At 51.3% G+C, this 16,193-nt stretch carries 19 protein-coding genes; 18 read left to right on the plus strand and 1 reads right to left on the minus strand.

The features are described from left to right. Positions 1-81 precede the first annotated feature (81 nt). The 17 genes from EXW96_RS08615 (at position 82) to sigF (ending at position 15,080) form a co-directional block, all read left to right on the plus strand. Positions 82-645 carry an NUDIX hydrolase gene (locus tag EXW96_RS08615; protein ID WP_174350342.1) on the plus strand — a complete coding sequence of 188 codons (564 nt, stop codon included), beginning with the start codon at positions 82-84 and terminating at the stop codon, positions 643-645. 1 nt (position 646) lies between these two features. Beyond that, on the plus strand, positions 647-1,828 hold the full coding sequence (locus tag EXW96_RS08620; RefSeq protein WP_062408917.1) for an endonuclease Q family protein: 1,182 nt from the start codon (positions 647-649) through the stop codon (positions 1,826-1,828). Positions 1,829-1,889: 61 nt separating this feature from the next. Then, the gene (spoIIM, locus tag EXW96_RS08625; protein WP_174350343.1) at positions 1,890-2,537 is read left to right on the plus strand and encodes a stage II sporulation protein M; all 648 of its coding nucleotides are present in this window, start codon (positions 1,890-1,892) and stop codon (positions 2,535-2,537) included. A gap of 240 nt (positions 2,538-2,777) precedes the next feature. Continuing rightward, positions 2,778-3,227: a ferric iron uptake transcriptional regulator gene (gene fur, locus EXW96_RS08630; RefSeq protein ID WP_054817769.1), complete on the plus strand. Its 450-nt coding sequence runs from the start codon at positions 2,778-2,780 to the stop codon at positions 3,225-3,227. A 121-nt stretch (positions 3,228-3,348) separates the two neighbouring features. After that, on the plus strand, positions 3,349-4,473 hold the full coding sequence (gene ald / locus EXW96_RS08635; protein WP_174350344.1) for an alanine dehydrogenase: 1,125 nt from the start codon (positions 3,349-3,351) through the stop codon (positions 4,471-4,473). 73 nt (positions 4,474-4,546) lie between these two features. Further along, positions 4,547-4,789, plus strand: a complete 243-nt coding sequence (locus EXW96_RS08640; RefSeq protein WP_174350345.1) for a DUF4227 family protein — start codon at positions 4,547-4,549, stop codon at positions 4,787-4,789. A gap of 90 nt (positions 4,790-4,879) precedes the next feature. Continuing rightward, entirely contained in the window at positions 4,880-5,776 is an 897-nt protein-coding gene (gene xerD, locus EXW96_RS08645; protein ID WP_062410960.1) for a site-specific tyrosine recombinase XerD, read from the plus strand. Positions 5,777-5,921: 145 nt separating this feature from the next. Further along, a complete protein-coding gene (deoB, locus tag EXW96_RS08650) occupies positions 5,922-7,082 on the plus strand; it encodes a phosphopentomutase (protein WP_054817788.1) in 1,161 nt (386 codons plus the stop codon). Between the two features lie 30 nt (positions 7,083-7,112). After that, positions 7,113-7,940, plus strand: coding sequence for a purine-nucleoside phosphorylase (locus EXW96_RS08655; protein ID WP_054817789.1), 828 nt, complete (start codon positions 7,113-7,115; stop codon positions 7,938-7,940). Positions 7,941-7,982: 42 nt separating this feature from the next. Beyond that, positions 7,983-8,834: a purine-nucleoside phosphorylase gene (locus EXW96_RS08660; RefSeq protein ID WP_054817771.1), complete on the plus strand. Its 852-nt coding sequence runs from the start codon at positions 7,983-7,985 to the stop codon at positions 8,832-8,834. A 609-nt stretch (positions 8,835-9,443) separates the two neighbouring features. Then, positions 9,444-9,821, plus strand: coding sequence for a cupredoxin domain-containing protein (locus EXW96_RS08665; RefSeq protein ID WP_062408912.1), 378 nt, complete (start codon positions 9,444-9,446; stop codon positions 9,819-9,821). A 112-nt stretch (positions 9,822-9,933) separates the two neighbouring features. Further along, complete coding sequence (locus EXW96_RS08670; protein WP_174350346.1) at positions 9,934-11,265, plus strand: pyrimidine-nucleoside phosphorylase; 1,332 nt, start codon at positions 9,934-9,936, stop codon at positions 11,263-11,265. 140 nt (positions 11,266-11,405) lie between these two features. Then, positions 11,406-11,906: a YhcN/YlaJ family sporulation lipoprotein gene (locus EXW96_RS08675; protein ID WP_054817774.1), complete on the plus strand. Its 501-nt coding sequence runs from the start codon at positions 11,406-11,408 to the stop codon at positions 11,904-11,906. A gap of 223 nt (positions 11,907-12,129) precedes the next feature. After that, complete coding sequence (locus tag EXW96_RS08680; protein ID WP_062408910.1) at positions 12,130-13,308, plus strand: D-alanyl-D-alanine carboxypeptidase family protein; 1,179 nt, start codon at positions 12,130-12,132, stop codon at positions 13,306-13,308. A gap of 207 nt (positions 13,309-13,515) precedes the next feature. After that, positions 13,516-13,869 carry an anti-sigma F factor antagonist gene (gene spoIIAA, locus EXW96_RS08685; RefSeq protein WP_054817775.1) on the plus strand — a complete coding sequence of 118 codons (354 nt, stop codon included), beginning with the start codon at positions 13,516-13,518 and terminating at the stop codon, positions 13,867-13,869. Next, positions 13,866-14,312: an anti-sigma F factor gene (gene spoIIAB / locus EXW96_RS08690; RefSeq protein ID WP_054817776.1), complete on the plus strand. Its 447-nt coding sequence runs from the start codon at positions 13,866-13,868 to the stop codon at positions 14,310-14,312. The genes spoIIAA and spoIIAB overlap by 4 nt, the downstream gene beginning before the upstream one ends. 12 nt (positions 14,313-14,324) lie before the next feature. Further along, complete coding sequence (gene sigF / locus EXW96_RS08695) at positions 14,325-15,080, plus strand: RNA polymerase sporulation sigma factor SigF (RefSeq protein ID WP_054817777.1); 756 nt, start codon at positions 14,325-14,327, stop codon at positions 15,078-15,080. Between the two features lie 53 nt (positions 15,081-15,133). Here the strand turns inward: sigF and EXW96_RS08700 are convergent, their stop codons facing one another. Then, complete coding sequence (locus EXW96_RS08700) at positions 15,134-15,343, minus strand: DUF378 domain-containing protein (protein WP_174350347.1); 210 nt, start codon at positions 15,341-15,343, stop codon at positions 15,134-15,136. A 189-nt stretch (positions 15,344-15,532) separates the two neighbouring features. Here EXW96_RS08700 and EXW96_RS08705 point away from each other — a divergent pair, with 189 nt between their 5' ends. Further along, positions 15,533-16,192: a stage V sporulation protein AA gene (locus EXW96_RS08705; RefSeq protein WP_174350348.1), complete on the plus strand. Its 660-nt coding sequence runs from the start codon at positions 15,533-15,535 to the stop codon at positions 16,190-16,192. Position 16,193: the final 1 nt, after the last annotated feature.

The following is a 16,193-nucleotide window of genomic DNA, read 5'->3' on the forward strand; positions in this document are numbered from 1 at the left end:
GCGAGTATGACTTGAATTCATGGTATAATAAATCGATGTCTTATAATTAAAATAACCAAATGGTAAGAAAGGAATCCGGTCATGACTTCAATTTCCCATAAAAAATTTGAAGAGGTTACTATCTCTACCCGATCTGTATTCCAGGGAAGGATCATTTCTCTCCAGGTGGATACCGTCAAGCTGCCAAACGGGTCGGAGGCGACCCGCGAAATTGTGAAGCATCCGGGAGCCGTGGCCGTACTCGCCATCACCCCCGATGATCGGATGCTTGTCGTAGAGCAGTACCGCAAGCCGCTCGAAAAAAGCCAGATTGAAATCCCCGCAGGTAAATTAGAACCTGGCGAGAAGCCGGAAAACTGCGCCCGTCGGGAACTGGAGGAAGAAACCGGCTACACCAGCGCTTCGCTTCAGCTTCTAAGTTCATTCTATACATCTCCCGGCTTTGCCGATGAGATCATTCATCTGTATGTAGCCCAGGGCCTGACCAAAGGGGAGGCCCAACCGGATGAGGACGAGTTCCTTGAGATCGAAGCCATTACGCTCGAGCAAGCGCAGCAGTATGTGGCTGAAGGGCGGATCAGCGACGCGAAGACGATCATGGCGATATATGCCTGGCAAATCTATAAACTGACAGGGAAGTTCTGATATGTCACTGCAGGATTATTATGCCGACCTTCATATCCATATCGGACGGACGGAAGAAGGAGAAGCGGTCAAAATCAGCGCGGCGAAAAATCTGACGTTTTATAACATTGCTCAGGAAGCCTCGGAGCGCAAAGGTATCGATATCGTTGGCATCATTGATTGTCATTCGCCCGGAGTGCAGCGGGAGATGGTGCATTATTTGGAACGGGGCGATATGGAGGAGCTCGATGGCGGAGGCATCCGGTATCACCATACAACCATCATCTTAGGCTGTGAAATCGAGGTGCGGGATCCGGGGTTGGGCACGGCTCACCTGATCGCATATTTGCCCAAGCTTTCCGACATGCTGCAGTTTACGGATTGGCTCGGTAACTATATGAAGAACGTGAATCTGAGTTCTCAGCGCATCTATACTACAGCCCGTGAACTGCAGCGGGAGGTCATCGATCGTGGAGGGCTGATGGTGCCCGCCCACATTTTTACACCGCACAAGAGTGTGTACGGCAGCTGCTCCACCCGGATGGAGCACCTGCTTGATCTGGACGGTATCGCGGCGGTAGAGCTGGGCCTGAGCGCGGATTCGGTGATGGCGGGGTATATCAGCGAGTTGGACCGATATACGTTCCTGACCAACTCCGATGCGCACTCTCTGCCCAAGATCGGGCGTGAATATAACAAGCTTGCGCTAGAGCGCCCGACCTTCGATGAACTGCGCAAAGCGCTGAATAGGGAAGAGGGACGTCGGGTGCTGGCGAACTACGGTTTGAACCCGCGGCTGGGCAAATACCATCGGACTTACTGCAGCAGCTGCAATCATATATTGGACGAACAGCATGCCATCGCGACGGAGCGCTGTCTATACTGCGGCAGTACGAAGCTCGTCAACGGGGTCATGGACCGGATTCTGGATATCGCCGATCGGGACGAACCCGTCATTCCCGCTGACCGTCCGCCATATCATTACCAGGTTCCGCTTGAGTATATCCCCGGCCTCGGTCCCAAGACGCTTCATCGGCTGCTCGCCCGTTTCGGCACCGAAATGAATATGCTGCACCGGGCTGCGTATGAGGAGCTTGCGGAAGCCGCAGGCGAGACCATCGCCCGCTATTTGACGGATGCACGCTCCGGAAAACTGCGGCTCGCAACGGGCGGAGGCGGCAAATACGGGAAGGTGGAAGCCTGAAGTCATAATGGGAGGCGCTTTTTCATATGCTCTAGTAATCGGACAAGGGGGGCATGGCAGCATGTTGCGCAACCGAACGCTAGAGCAATATATGAAGGAGCATTTGTCGCTGTATATTTTTGTCGGTGTAATTTTCGTAACAGGAGTCGTCTTTGGCGCCGTCATGGTAAACGCCCTCTCGCTGGAGCAAAAGCAGGAGATTACAAGGTATCTCGGCAATTTTTTTTCCATTGTAACTCAAGGCGGTCTGGAAAGCGGGACGGCTTCCTCCATCAAGGAGTCTTTCACCATGCACATCAAATGGGTCCTGATCATCTGGCTGCTCGGACTATCCGTTATCGGACTGCCGCTTATTCTTATTCTTGACTTTCTGAAAGGCGTGCTGATTGGATTTTCGGTCGGTTATATGGTGGGCACGCTTTCCTGGAAAGGGCTTTTGTTCGCGCTGGTTTCGGTCGTTCCGCAAAATTTGATTGTCATTCCGCTGCTGATTATTTGCAGTGTGTCCGCGATTTCGTTTTCCATTCTTCTGGTGAAAAACCGGTTTATCAGCCGAAAAGGCACTCTTTACGAGCCTTTTATGCAGCTTTCCGGGACCATTCTCGCTTCCGGTTTCATGCTGATCGGAGTCGCTGTATTTGAAGCCCATGTTTCACCTGTCATGATGAAATGGGTTGCACCGATGCTAATCACAATGCCGCCCTCTTGAGGATAGGGCTAAAAGGTTTGACTTTCTTGCGTTTCACCTCCTATAATGTAAGCATAAGAATCCTGTAGTTAATGCTTATGAAAGGTTTTGCTGCGCAAAACCGAAAGCATTGCTTACGAGTAAGGTTTTGTTGTGCAAAACCCAAAATCACGGCTTACAAGTAAGGCTTTGCTGTGCGAAACCCGAAGCGTGGGCTTACGAGTAAGGTTTTGCTTTCACAAAACCCGTAGGGGGAAAAGCATGGAATCTCGCATCGAAAAAATAAAGCAGCAGCTTCAGTCTCAAGGCTATAAGCTGACACCGCAGCGTGAAGCGACCGTCCGGGTGCTGCTTGAGAACGAGGAAGACCATCTGAGTGCGGAAGATGTCTTCATGCTCGTAAAGGATAAAGCGCCGGAGATTGGCCTTGCTACCGTATACCGGACACTGGAACTGCTAAGCGAGCTGCATGTGCTCGAGAAGATGAATTTTGGCGACGGCGTGGCACGGTACGATTTGCGAAACGACAGTACTCATCATCATCATCACCATCTGATATGTGTGCAGTGCGGAGCCGTGGACGAAATTATGGAAGATTGGCTTGGCATGCTCGAGGAACGGCTGGAGCGGGAGTTCCGGTTTCAAGTACTCGATCACCGGCTGGATTTCCAGGGCATTTGTCACCGCTGCCGGGATAAGAACAAAACATGAACCCGAAACCTTCGGCTTGAGTATCGATTCAGGCTGAAGGTTTTTTGCATACTTTACATATTCACACCATTATGACAAATCCTATATAGTACGTTTTGTCGATGAGGGAGGAGATTGACTCATGATCATAGGAATACCGAAGGAAATCAAGAGTAATGAGAATCGGGTGGCCTTGACACCCGGAGGGGCAGCGATGCTGAAGGCGGCAGGTCATACCGTTATCATTGAAAGGGGAGCGGGTGCCGGCAGCGGCTTTTCTGACGAGGATTATGCCAAAGAAGGCGCCGTGCTGATCCCGGAGGCGGCCGAGGTATGGGCGAAGTCGGAAATGATCATGAAGGTGAAGGAGCCGCTGCCTCAGGAATTCATCTATTTTCGTGAAGATTTGACACTCTTTGCCTATTTGCACTTGGCGAACGAACAGCTGCTGACCGAGGCCCTGGTCCGCACCAAGATGACGGCCATCGCCTACGAAACGATTCAAATGCCTAACGGCAGCCTACCTCTTTTGACGCCTATGAGCGAAGTGGCCGGCCGGATGTCGGTTCAGGTGGGGGCTCAATTCCTGGAGCAATTTTACGGAGGACGGGGCATCCTTCTTGGCGGCGTACCGGGTGTGCCTCCTGCGGACGTGATTATTCTGGGCGGCGGGATCGTTGGCACCAACGCCGCCAAAATGGCGCTGGGTCTTGGAGCCAATGTCGTTGTGATTGAGAAAAACGCCGACCGGATTCGCTATCTGGACGACGTGTTTCACGGACGGATTCGAACACTCATGTCCAATCCGTACAATATTGCCAATGCGGTGCAGAAGGCGGATCTTTTGATCGGCGCCGTTCTTATCCCCGGTGCGAAAGCGCCGAAGCTGGTTACAGAAGAAATGGTAAAACAGATGAAGCCGGGGGCTGTCATTGTCGATGTGGCCGTCGATCAGGGAGGCTCGATTGCCACCGTGGACCGTGTGACTACGCACAGCCAGCCGACATACGTGAAGCACGGCGTGATCCATTATGCCGTTGCGAATATGCCCGGGGCCGTGCCGCGGACGTCTACCCTCGCTTTAACCAATGTGACGATCGCTTACGCTTTGGAGCTTGCCGGTAAGGGAGTCACCCGGGCGTTAAACGGTAACGGGCCATTAAAGCACGGCGTGAACACGTATCGCGGTCATGTGACTCACAGCGCCGTAGCGGAGGCCGTAGGCTTGCCGTACACAGGTCTTGATACGCTTTTGCCTATTAGCTGAAGAGAGCGGCGACCCGCACATAATCGCGTCCGAAAGATCATAGTCTTTTAGAGGAAAGGGGAGAGTACAGGCTATGATCTTTCATATTCGTATCCGTAAGTGGATGGGCCGTATGCGATTCATGCTGTTGTTTCTGGCGTTCACCTTTGCGATGTATCATATACTGCTAATGGTCACCCGTTTTATTGAGCCTATGCCTAAATACAAAGCGCCGGCCGGCGGAGCGGTGAAGGTGTTTCATAATGAGCATGCTGCAATATCCCCGTCTGTCAGTATGGGAGAGCGGCTGAAACTTTTTTATTGGATCGGTGAATAAAAATGCTGTGACGAGGCAGGAAATCCCCCCTTTTTGTTGAATTTTTATGTAATACTGCAGCTTGACAACACAGAAGGGGATCAGGCTCTCATGAAAAACGATTTGAAATCGTTTATCCGATTTTTATCTGAAGAACGAGGCTTAGCCCAAAATACGCTGGACTCTTATGAACGCGACTTGCAGCAATACATCCATTTTTTGGAGCAATCAGGCGTTCATTCGCTGAAGGACAGCGGGAAGGTGAGCATTTCGTCTTACCTGCTTAAGTTAAAACAGATGGGGCGGGCTACGGCAACGCTTTCCCGTAATATGGTATCCATCCGTTCGTTTTATCAGTACATGGTGAAAGAACGGATGCTGGAAAATGATCCTTCCATGCATATGGAGACTCCGAAGCTGGAGAAGCGGGTACCCAAAGTGCTTTCCGTTTCCGAGATGGAGAGGCTGCTGGAATCGCCGCCGACGTCAACGCCCAACGGGATGCGCGATAAAGCGATGCTGGAGGTGCTTTACGCCACCGGGATCCGGGTATCGGAACTGGTCTCGCTTGATGTGGACAGCGTGGACCTGACGGTCGGGTTTATTCGCTGCGTAGGTAAAGCCAAGGAAAGAATCGTTCCGCTGGGAAGCATCGCTTCCCAATATGTAGCGGAATATATCGAAAAGATGCGTCCAAAATTGCTGAAAAAATCCAAGGACGAGGAAGCGCTGTTTATCAATCATTTGGGAACGCGCATGACAAGACAGGGGTTTTGGAAAATCATTAAACGATATGCTGTGGAATCGGATATCCAGATGGAAATCACGCCGCATACCCTTCGTCATTCGTTCGCCGCTCATCTGCTGGAGAACGGGGCTGACTTGCGTTCTGTTCAAGAAATGCTCGGCCATGCCGATATTTCCACCACGCAAATTTACACCCAGGTGGGACGGGGCAAAATGAAAGACGTTTACAACCGCACCCACCCTAGAGCCGGAATTAAATAACGGCTGATTCGCCCGCCTTTCGTGTGAACGGAAGACGGGTTGTTTCCATTCGGCGGATTTTGCAAAAGCCACTATGGTTTGCGATAATAAGCTCATGAGTTAGTCATCTAAAAAGAGAGGTGGGGCAGGTTTGAAATATAAACGCATGGCAGTGATTGTATTGGACAGCGTAGGCATCGGCGAGCTTCCTGATGCAGCGCGTTTTGGAGATACCGGAGCTCATACCCTGGGGCATATTGCGGAGCGGGTGTCCTCGCTGAGATTGCCCCACATGCAGCGGCTCGGGCTGGGGAATATTGCTCCCTTGCAAGGAATTCCACCGGTAGAGAAGCCGCAGGGATACTACGGAAAAATGGCTGAGGTATCGGTCGGCAAAGATACAATGACCGGGCATTGGGAAATCATGGGGCTGAAGGTAGAGACCCCCTTCAACGTATTTCCTGACGGATTTCCGGCAGAGCTGATCGAACGTTTTGAGAAAGAAACCGGTCGCAAGGTCATCGGCAACAAAGCGGCCTCCGGCACGGAGATTCTGGATGAACTCGGTGCCGAACAGATGGAGACGGGGGCATGGATCCTCTATACTTCCGCCGATAGCGTACTGCAGCTGGCGGCCCATGAAGAAATTATACCGCTGGAAGAACTGTACCGCGGCTGTGAAATCGCCCGGCGCTTGACGCTGGATGAACCCTATGCCGTCGGCCGCGTTATCGCTCGTCCGTACATAGGAAAGCCCGGAGCTTTCACGCGGACGCCGAACAGGCATGATTATGCCGTTAAGCCTCCTGCGCCTAACGTTATGAATTTGCTCAAGGATGCGGGATACGACGTGATCTCCGTAGGTAAAATTAACGATATTTTTTCCGGGGAAGGGGTTACGGAATCGAATCCCACCAAGAGCAATCTGGATGGTATACACAAGACGATAGACAAGCTTTCGCAGGCTTTCGAAGGGCTGCTGTTTACGAACCTGGTCGATTTCGATTCCTTGTACGGGCATCGGAGAGATCCCGAAGGGTATGCGAAGGCCTTGAACGAATTCGACGATTGGCTGCCGAAGCTGATGGAGCGGATTGGCGAAGAGGATTTGCTGATTTTGACCGCGGACCACGGGAACGATCCGGTTCATCACGGAACCGATCATACCCGGGAATATGTTCCGCTGCTGGTATACAACCCGGCTTTTCAATCGGCGGGATCGCTGGGCGTTCGTCATACGTTCGCCGATATTGCAGCTACGATTGCCGATAATTTTAACCTGACCGCCGTGAAGAATGGAACAAGCTTTTTAAACGATTTACAATAAACGACGAAGATGAAGGGAGCGTGTTTGTTCATGGAACAAAACGCGTTGCTGCAAAATATTAAGGAGGCCGCGGAATATATCCGCAGCAAATATCCGATTGAACCTGAAATCGGTCTGGTGCTCGGCTCCGGACTGGGCGTGATCGCGGATATGGTGCAGGATGGTGTGGTGATTCCTTATGAGGATATTCCCCATTTTCCGGTGTCTACCGTGGAAGGACATGCAGGCGAGCTGCTGCTGGGCACGGTTAGCGGGCGCCATGTCTTGTTGATGAAAGGGCGCTTTCACATGTATGAAGGTTACAGTGTCGAGACGGTTTCCTTCCCCATCCGGGTCATGAAGGCGCTAGGCGTTAAAATACTGCTTGTCACCAATGCGGCCGGGGGCATTAATACTTCTTATAATGTGGGCGATTTGATGCTGATTAAGGACCATATCAACTTTACGTTCCGCAACCCGCTGATCGGCCCCAATCACAGCGAGCTTGGTGTCCGTTTTCCGGATATGTCCGAGGCATACAGCCGCCGGTTGCGCGATATAGCCAAGACGGTAGCCTCCGAGCAAGGGCAGAAGCTTCAAGAAGGCGTCTATATCGGTCTGTTGGGGCCATCGTATGAAACACCGGCTGAAATCCGGATGATGCGTACGCTCGGCGCAGACGCCGTGGGCATGTCGACGGTAGCTGAAGTGCTGGTCGCCCGCCATGCAGGCATTGAGGTACTGGGTTTCTCCTGCATCAGCAATATGGCTGCAGGCATCCTGGATCAGCCGCTGTCCCACCAGGAAGTGATGGAGACGACGGAGCGGGTGAAGCAAACGTTCTTGAAGCTTATTGTAGGTATTATTCCGCGCATTTAGCGTTCCGGTCTGCGTCTGACATTGAAAGGAGAGGTGAAAGCAATGGAACCTTATTATGCAGAACACATCCAGGAGTCTGCTCAATGGATCAGCGATCGGATTGACCGCCGTTCGCTCGATATCGGTCTTGTTCTCGGCTCCGGTCTTGGCGACATGGCCGCCCAGGTAGAGGATGCTGTCACGATTCCTTATGAACGCATACCGCATTTTCCGGTTTCTACGGTAGAAGGACATGCAGGCCAGTTCGTCATCGGCAGGCTCGAGGGCAAATCCGTCATCGTCATGCAAGGGCGCTTTCACTATTATGAAGGTTATTCGATGAAAAAGGTTGTATTTCCGATCTATGTCATGAAGCAACTGGGGGTCCGATCTTTGGTTATCACCAATGCGGCCGGGGGAATGAATCGAACATTCCAAGCTGGTGATTTAATGCTGATCACCGATCATCTGAATATGACCGGTGACAATCCGCTTATCGGCATCAATCATCCTGAACTGGGGCCTCGGTTTCCGGATATGTCTGAAGCTTACAACCGGGAATACCGTGCATTGGCTAAACAAATTTCAGAACAAATAGGACATGAGCGCAATGAACCTGTACGGTTGCAGGAAGGCGTCTATGCGGGAATCAGCGGCCCGAATTATTTGCCTCCCGCCGAGCTGACGATGCTGGCCCGGCTCGGAGGAGACGCCATTGGCATGTCTACCGTCGGAGAGGTCATCGCGGCCAGTCATGCCGGCCTGAAGGTGCTCGGCATCTCCTGCATCACCGACATGGCGATTGGAGAGGAGCTCGAGCCGCTTACGCACGAGCAGGTGGTCGCCGTAGCGAACCGGACGAAGCCGGTATTCATCGAACTGGTCTGCCGGTTTGTGCGGGAGGTCAGTGTGTAATTGGGGAGCCGCTGCGGAGGCTGCATTCCCATCGAAGACTGCTGTAAAGCAATAACCTGGCCACCGGCCAGGTTATTTTGCCTCAAATCAAGTAAAGGCGCTTTCCGAGAGCTGCCAATGGGGACGCCTTTTTTAAGGTTACTTCGATTTTTTTGCGCCCTTATCGCTTGTTCTTGTCGTTGTATTTTGATTGGCATGTCCTTGTTGTTTAGCGCACATCCGGGACACCTCCCCCTGCAAGAAGCATTCTTCAGCTTTCATATTATGGCTTTCCTGATCACGATTATACGATTCGCAAGTACGCTCCAGTGATAAAGGAACAGGAGGCCAGGCGTCTTGAACGGGGCAGCGGATTCCAGATCCGGGAAGCGCTTCTTAATATTCGAACCGAGCACTCTGTCCATGCGGCGGAGTTTTAGTATCGATGTTTTGTTGCCGTAATAGTTTTATGCTAAAATAGCTTGGGGCATAATAGCTGAAGATGCTGATTAGCTAAATTTGTCACAAATTTTTCACCTGTTCGACCTCAAAGGGCATGTGTAAATTGATGCGTATTTTGTACAATAAGACTATACGTCTTAACGGCTAACAGTAAGGGGGGAATTACCTATGCAAAAATGGGCTATGTTTTCACTATTCATCATCGCTTGTCTCCTCGGTACGGGAGTGCTGTTCCAGAATATCTCGGCGCGTCAAGCGGAGATGGCGCAGGAAGAAGCTGCGGGTCCGACATTGAAGTTCGTTGCTACGAACTATAAGTTCGATCAAGCGGAGTACACCGTGAAAGCCGGCGAAAAAGTGACCGTTTCTTTGCAAAACAAGGAAGGTCTGCATGCGATTGAAATCGTAGGCACGAACGTAAAGCTTGACAACAATACCAAGTCCATGGAAGTGACTTTCGACAAACCGGGCGAGTATGAAGTGCATTGCTCGCTGCCATGCGGTCCAGGCCATGCGGATATGAAAACGAAGCTGATCGTTCAATAATTCAATAACGACTGCACAAGGAAGCTTGAGGGTTTTACCTCGGCTTCCTTTTCTTTTGGTCCTGCGGCGCATATAATACTTGTAATATGGTAAAATGCGAGGTGCGGATTGCGTGAGGACGGTCGATATCATACATAAGAAAAGGGATGGCGGCGAGCTGACAAAGGAAGAACTGGATTTCCTGATTGAAGGCTACACTCGCGGAGACATTCCGGATTACCAATTGTCTGCGTGGGCGATGGCGGTGTTTTTCAATGGAATGACGGCACGGGAAACGGCTGAGCTTACGATGGCGATGGTCCGTTCGGGCGAGCAAGTGGATTTGAGCTCCATTCCCGGCGTCAAAGTCGACAAGCACAGTACCGGCGGCGTCGGCGATACGACGACCTTAATTCTGGCTCCATTGGTGGCGGCTGCAGGAATCCCGGTAGCCAAAATGTCGGGAAGAGGGCTCGGACACACGGGAGGAACCATTGATAAGCTGGAGGCGATTCCAGGCTTTGAGGTGGAACGCACCAAAGAGCAGTTCCTGAATCAAGTGAAGGAAATCGGTCTGGCCGTCGTGGGCCAATCCGGCAATTTGACTCCGGCGGACAAAAAGCTGTATGCGCTGCGCGATGTAACGGCAACCGTCGAATCCATACCTCTGATTGCAAGCTCCATTATGAGCAAGAAAATTGCATCCGGCGCGGATGCCATCGTGCTGGACGTCAAAACCGGCCGGGGAGCGTTCATGAAATCTCTGGAGGATTCCGTCCGGTTGGCGAAGGCGATGGTGGAGATTGGCACGGAGATTGGCCGTGAGACGGTTGCGGTGATCACGAATATGGATGAACCGCTCGGACCGTCCATTGGCAACGCTCTGGAGGTGCGCGAAGCCATAGAGACGCTGAAGGGGCAAGGACCGGCTGAGCTGACGGAGCTTTGCCGGGAGCTTGCTAAGCATATGGTCCTTCTGGGCGGCAAAGCGCAGGATGAAACGGAAGCGAAGCAACTGGTCGACCAGCTGCTAAAGAGCGGAGAGGCGCTGGAAAAGCTGAAGCAGTTGATCAAGGCCCAGGGGGGAGATGCGCGTGTAGCCGATGAACCCGATCGGCTGCCTGAGGCCGCATACCGGGTGCCTGTGCCCTCCCCTGCCGACGGCAGTATTGCCGCGATCGATGCGGAGGCGTTAGGAGTTACTGCCATGCTGCTCGGCGCAGGCCGCGCCACGAAGGAGGACCCTATCGATTTGGCCGTCGGTATCAAGCTGTTCAAACGCGTCGGGGATACCGTAAAGGCAGGGGAGCCTCTGGCCGAGCTGTACATGAACCGGAATGAACCGGCCGATACGGCCCGGATGTGCGAGCGGACTGCTGCCGCGTTTACGATTACGGAGGCTCCGGCGCCAAGATCGAAGCTGATTTATGCCGTTGTGACCCGAAACGGAGTGCGGCATCTATAAAAAACAATGACTCGAGCAAAACGAAGCTCGAGTTTTTTCATGCCAAAATTGCTCATGATGGAATCGCCTTTTTTATGCATTTCTTTGTGCTGGATAAAGCATACTACATAGCGAATCAAATACAAGGAGGGGTTATGTGAATGAAAATTCGTAATAGGCTGTTAAGCACATCCGGAATCGCTCTTTGCTGCCTGGCGATGTTAGCCGCCGGCTGCGCGAACCGGCCGCAGGCGCAAAACGACCGGCAGCAGGTTCAGCAGCAAGCTGCGCCAAGCCAGGAAACGCGTCCCTTGAGTGAAACGGAAGAAAGAGTTGAGGTTGCCGATAAAGCCGCTGAAAAAATCGTTTCCGAGGTGCCGGGCGTCCAATCGGCAAACGTTCTGGTGACCCGCCGCAACGCTTATGTCGCCGCTGTACTCAAGGGCGGTCAAACTCAAGTGTCCCAGGACGTCGAGTCTCAGATTGCGGAGAAGGTTCGTGCCACCGACGCAAATATCCGGAACGTTTACGTTTCGGTCAACCCTGATTTTGTGAGCCGGGTAAACCGCTATGTTGACGATGTGCAGGCAGGCAGACCGATATCGGGCTTCGTGCAGGAATTTTCCGAGATCGTACAAAGAGTGTTCCCGAACGCAAGGTAATCAGCAAACCCATCAGGGTGCTTTTCTAGTGAAGCCAGAGAATCCGCCCGTCGGATCGCTCTGGCTTTTGTACGGCTGCAGGGGTGTCCTCCCTGGATATTAAGCGAGGCGCTTGCAGCCCGCTCCATTTCTTTTCACCATTGGAATATTTTGTTGGGTAATGGTCAACACTAATTACCAGCAATTTAAACTTGAGCTTCAGTCAGGAGGGGTAGAACAGGCTATGATCAGCAAAGTATTGAAACTAGGGTTATCCGTTCAGCTTTTGCTTCTTCTTATGCTTCCAACCGCTATGGCAGAGGAAGGCAAGGCGGCCCAGCCGATTGACCTGGCGCCGAATTCAACGTCTGCCGTTGTCATGGATGCAGATACAGGAACCATTATTTTTGAAAAAAATAAAGATGCCAAGCTGCCTCCGGCCAGTATCACGAAGATCATGACGATGCTGCTGGTTATGGAAGCACTGGATCAAGGGAAAATCAAGATGGACGAAAAGGTGCGTACCAGTGAATACGCAGCCTCGATGGGCGGATCGCAAATTTTCCTGGAGCCAGGAGAGGAAATGACCGTTGAAGACATGCTCAAGGGCATAGCATTGGCTTCGGGTAATGATGCTTCTGTGGCGGTAGCTGAGAAAATAGCAGGCTCGGAGGAAGCGTTCGTGCGTATGATGAATGAGCGGGCCGAGCAGCTTGGCATGAAAAATACCCGTTTCGTTAACCCGAACGGGCTTCCTGCGGAGAATCACTATTCTTCGGCTTACGATATTGCGCTGATGTCCAAAGAACTGCTGAAGCACGAAGAAATTACTAAATACACAGGCCTGTATCAGGACTACTTGAGAAAAGAATCGCCCAGACCTTTCTGGCTGGTGAATACGAACAAATTGGTTCGTTTCTATACCGGTGCGGACGGACTAAAAACCGGTTATACCAGTGAAGCGAAATTTTGTCTGTCGGCCACGGCCAAAAGGGACAATCTCCGTGTGATTTCCGTCGTCATGGGTGAACCCGACACCAAGACCCGCAATGCGGAGGTAACGAAGCTGTTTGATTACGCCTTCTCCCAGTTTACGAGCCTTCCGATTTACAAAACCGGAGATACAATGGGTGAAATGAGGGTAGGCAAGGGTGAAACCCCTATCGTTCCTTTGACGGCCAAGCATCCCTACAGCGTCCTGCTCAAGAAGGGCGATGGCGTAAACGGCATTCGCCATGAACTGCAGTTGCTGCCTAATTTGAAGGCGCCGATCGCTGCGGGACAGCCGATTGGCAAGCTTGTCGTATACAAAGATGATCAGGTACTCACCGAGTTTGCGCTGGAATCGCCGGTAGATGTCAAAAAAGCCGGTTGGTGGACGCTGACGAAACGGACGGCTAAACGCCTGCTTTTCCTGGATTGAAGTTAGAGATACGCTGCTCACACGAATCGACATCATGAGTCCCCGCAGCAGATGAACGCCGCTAGCGGGGATTTGGTTTTATCCGCTTTGCGCAAGGTGTCGCAATTTTTCTAGTTCTGGCGCTTTTCTTCTAGTTTTGTCGGAGGTGCAGGAGATGGTTTCCTCTGTGTAGAAAAGAGTGGGCATAGACGGGAAGGAGTGAGCAGTTTGAGTTTGCAAATTGAACTTGAACATTATCGTAAAATGCTGATTGTAAGGCTTAAAGGCGAGCTTGACCATCATACGGCGGATACCGTAAAGACGAAGATGGAAGAAGCGATTCTGAGGGGCAACAGCAGCCATATCATTTTGAGCTTAAAGGATCTGACCTTCATGGATAGCTCCGGCCTGGGAGTCATACTTGGACGCTATAAACTGATTACGGCCAGAGGCGGGAAAATGGTCGTTTGCGACGTGAATCCGTCCGTGTACCGTCTTCTTGAAATGTCGGGCCTGTTCAAAATTTTATCGATCCAGGATAACGAAAGAAAAGCGATCCAAAGTTTGGAGGTCGTATCATGAGTGAACGCAACTTTATGACGCTTCAGTTTGCAAGCCGCTCTGAGAACGAATCATTTGCACGTGTGGCCGTTGCCGCTTTTGTATCTCAACTCGACCCGACCTTGAATGAATTGACGGATATCAAAACCGTGGTTTCAGAGGCTGTGACCAACTCCATTATCCACGGTTACGATAATCGTCCGGATGGCGTAGTGACGATTACCGCACAAATCGAAGGGGATACCGTTTTTATCACAGTGGAAGATCAGGGAGCGGGGATCGAGGATCTGGATCTGGCTAAGCAGCCTCTGTATACTTCCAAACCGGAATTGGAGCGTTCGGGCATGGGCTTTACGATCATGGAAAATTTCATGGATGAAATCGAAGTCACTACCGCACTTGGCACAGGCACCACAGTCAGGATGAAGAAGCGAATCGAATCGAAAAAAGCTTTATTCAATTAGGGGTCTGATCTTATGGATGTGGATTTGAAGAACGCCTCTCACAGTTATTTGGACGATGCCGAAGTCAAGCGCTTGATCGCGTTAAGCCAATCAGGGGATGCGCTTGCCAGGGAGACGCTGGTGAACTGCAATATCCGTCTCGTTTGGTCGGTGGTACAGCGGTTTTTAAACCGCGGTTATGAAGCCGAGGATTTGTTTCAGATCGGCTGCATCGGCCTGTTGAAGTCGGTTGACAAGTTTGACCTGTCGTATGATGTAAAGTTTTCAACTTACGCCGTACCGATGATTATTGGGGAGATTCAGCGTTTCCTCAGGGATGACGGAACACTTAAAGTCAGCCGTTCACTTAAGGAGCTGGCCAACAAAATCCGCAAAACCAAGGATGAGCTTTCCAAACGAAATGGCCGACTTCCCACGGTGAAGGAAGTAGCCGAAGAACTCCAGATTTCTCCCGAAGACGTGGTCTTTGCCCAGGAGGCGAACAAGCCGCTTTCCTCCATTCACGAAACCGTCTTTGAGAACGATGGCGACCCGATTACGCTGATGGATCAGATTGCCGACGAAGCGCAGGACAAGTGGTTTGATAAGCTTGCGTTGAACGAGGCGATCGGATCATTAAGCGAGCGGGAGCGTTTGATCGTGTATCTGCGGTATTTTCGGGATCAGACGCAGTCGGAGGTCGCAACCCGTCTTGGGATTTCTCAAGTGCAGGTATCCCGGCTGGAGAAAAAAATACTGCAATCCATAAAAAACCAAATTGCACAGTGAGGTTTAAAGAGGACGAGCCGGAGCTCATCCTCTTTTCGTTTATCCGGGAAAAGTTATCCGGCTTTTACGTCGTCGCGAAACAACAGCCCGATGCAGTAAAGGCCGGCAAGTCCGACCAGGGTATAGACAATACGGCTTAAGCCGGAAGATTCGCGGTGAACATCTCCTCCCAGCAGCGCCGTAACCAAATCCCATTCAAATAATCCCACAAGCAGCCAGTTCAGTGCCCCGATAATTACGAGCGTTAAAGCTGTTTTTGTCATGTCCTATGACACCTTCCTTGTGTTGAGAGTGAGTTCATTGTTAATAAGCTTAATTTTTGTTAAAAAATCTCTCATTATGCTGCCTGCGGCAAGTTAAATTATGCCAAAAAAAGGCGTGTTTATGAAAGTGGGTTTTTATTCATACTAAGGCAAACAAGACAAACTGCGTCAAAAGGGAGGAACTGCAACATGCCGTCTGCTTCTGTTCCATCCCTGTATATACGTTTGCGCAAAAAAATGCAAGTGCGCCGCGGTGAACCGGTATATCTGGGACAAATTGCACAATTGCTGGCGGAGCCGGAGTATGAGCAAAAGCTGCAGATGCTGGAGCTGTACCGTCCCGACGAACAGGACGGAAGCCTGGTGCTGATCGATATGATGCTGATTGTCCGCAAGGTGAAGGAGCTGTATCCTTCCATGCAAATCGAGCTTTTTGGGGAACCTCATGCGTTGATTGAAATCCAAGGGCGCTCGAAGCCCTCCAGCCTGGTGTTGATCGTGCTCGTCTGGCTGCTGCTGTTTGTAGGATCGGGGTTAGCCATCATGAACTTTCACGCGGATGTCAGCATGGCCGAAGTGCACCGGCATATTTATAAACTTCTTACCGGCAAGGAGACAGAGCATCCGCTGCTGCTGCAAATTCCTTATTCGATCGGGATCGGCATCGGGATGATGACGTTCTTCAACCATTTGTTCAAGAAAAAATTCAATGAAGAACCGAGCCCGCTTGAAGTGGAAATGTTCATGTATCAGGAAAACCTGAATCATTACATCATTACAGATGAATATGGAAAAATGCAAGCAAAGCATTCTCGGGAGGAGGAGGCGACTTCTCATCGGGATTCTTGAT

It is taken from the genome of Paenibacillus sp. JMULE4, from assembly GCF_013337105.1.
Lineage (GTDB): Bacteria > Bacillota > Bacilli > Paenibacillales > NBRC-103111 > Paenibacillus_G > Paenibacillus_G naphthalenovorans.